This window comes from Microbacterium sp. B24 (genome assembly GCF_000333415.1).
GTDB lineage: Bacteria > Actinomycetota > Actinomycetes > Actinomycetales > Microbacteriaceae > Microbacterium.
Map to the genome: position 1 here is coordinate 1 of NZ_BADB01000454.1, position 2,048 is coordinate 2,048.

Here is a 2,048-nt window from a genome sequence, read left to right on the forward strand (position 1 = left end):
CGGCCGATCCGTCGCATCGACGGACTGTCGGACTTCCGCGAGGGCATCTTCATGAACTACCGCGACGGGCTCTACCACCTGACGTACTCGATCGATGACACGGGGTCACCGGACTACCGGGTGGGATACGCGACGTCGACGAGCATCGACGGGCCATGGCAGTATCGCGGCGTGATCCTGCAGAAGAACGCGTCGCTCGGCATCCTCGGCACGGGGCACAGCTCGATCATCAACGTGCCGGGCACCGACGACTGGTACATCGCCTACCATCGTTTCGCCATTCCCGGTGGCGACGGCACCCACCGCGAGACGACCATCGATCGTCTGACGATCGGTCCCGACGGCTCGTTCCAGCCGGTGACGCCGACGCTGTCGAGCGTCGCCCCGGAGGCCGTTCCGTCGGGTCCGACGCCGACGCCGACCCCGAGCCCGACGGGAAGCCCGACGGCATCCCCGTCGCCGTCCGCTACGGTGTCGCCCAGCGCGTCTCCGTCTGCGTCCCCGTCGCCGCGTGTCGAGGTGTCGGCCTCGACGGTCGAGCGCGGTGGTTCGGTGCGGATCACGGTCTCGGGCCTGCATCCGGGGGAGCAGGTGACGGCCGAGTTGCACAGCGATCCGATCCGGATCGGCGGCATCCCCACGGCCGATGCCTCGGGCCGCGTGGCGTTCGACGTGCAGGTGCCGTCGTCGCTGCCGGTGGGTGCGCACACGGTGTTCGTCTGGGACGGTGCCGGTGTGTTGATCGCGCAGGTGCCGCTGCAGGTGCTGCCCGCGGGACAGCTGGCCGTGACCGGTGCGCAGGCTCCGTGGGCGTTCGCCCTCTTCGCGGCGCTGCTGCTGATGGGAGGCGTCGGCCTGCGGGTCGTGCGTCCCGCTCGGGGCCGCACGTCGGCCTGACCCGACGAGATGCGGGTGGTGGTGCGATCTGCGCCGCCACCCGCATCTCCATGTGCGCAGGTCCGCGGACACCGCGACGGCGGGTGACCGACCGGCGCAGGACGGCAGGGATTCGTGAGCCACCGCCGCGGCGGCCCGAGGCCGGATCAGCTCTGCAGCAAGCGGCGCAGGTGCGCTCCGACGGCGGCCGTCTCGATGAGGAAGCCGTCGTGGCCGAAGTCGCTGGAGAGCACGACCGCGCCGTCGTCGATCGTCGAGCGGATGCCGCGCGCGATGCGGTGCTGTCCATCGATCGGGAACAGGCGGTCGCTATCGGTGCCGAGCACGAGCGTCGTCGCGGTGACACGCGCGAGGGCATCCTCGACCCCGCCACGGTCGCGTCCCACGTCGTGGGAGTTCATTGCCTCGACCAGCGTGATGTAGGTGTTCGCGTCGAAGCGGCGCGTGAACTTGTTGCCGTGGAAGTCGAGATAGCTCTCCACGGCGAAGCGGCCCCCGTGACCGAGCGGGCTCTTTCCCGACTGCCACGAGCGCTGGAAGCGCTGGTTGAGTTCGGTGGGGCTCCGGTAGTTCAGCAGGGCCATGCGGCGGGCGAGCGCGAGGCCGCGATGCGGTCCCTCGCCGTCGGGAGCGTCGTAGTACTCACCGTCGACGAAGCGCGGATCGATCTGGATGGCTTCCAGCTGCACGCCGTTGAGCGCGATCTGGTCGGCCGTCGTCGTCGGCGGAGAGGAGAGTACGGCGAGCCGCGCGACGCGCTCGGGCTGGCCCACACCCCACTCGAGCGCGTGCATGCCGCCCATCGAGCCGCCGACGACCGCGGCCCACACGTCGATGCCGAGCGCATCCGCAAGGCGCACCTGGGCGGCGACCTGGTCGCGGATGGTCAGGTACGGAAAGCGTCCCGCCCATTCGTACCCGTCGGGGGCGATCGACGACGGTCCCGTCGAGCCCTGGCATCCACCGAGCATGTTCGGGGCGACGACGAACCAGCGGTCGGTGTCGATGGGGGCGCCCGGGCCCACGATGTCGTCCCACCGCCCGCGGTGGGATGACGGGGTCCCGCGGCGCCGCGCACGTGACTGTCGCGCGTGAGGGCATGCAGCACGAGCACCGCGTTGTCACGGCCCGGCGACAGCTTGCCCCAGGTC

1 protein-coding gene and 1 pseudogene are annotated in these 2,048 nt (G+C 70.8%); one reads left to right on the forward strand and one right to left on the reverse strand.

Features of this window, described 5'->3' with window-relative positions; genetic code table 11:
- A partial coding sequence (locus I5I_RS16940; RefSeq protein ID WP_148285565.1) for a family 43 glycosylhydrolase occupies positions 1–897 on the forward strand: 897 nt, incomplete at its 5' end.
- 146 nt (positions 898–1,043) lie between these two features.
- Here I5I_RS16940 and metX read toward each other — a convergent pair.
- Positions 1,044–2,048 (reverse strand): annotated as a pseudogene (metX, locus tag I5I_RS13535) (homoserine O-acetyltransferase MetX); the annotation flags it as partial.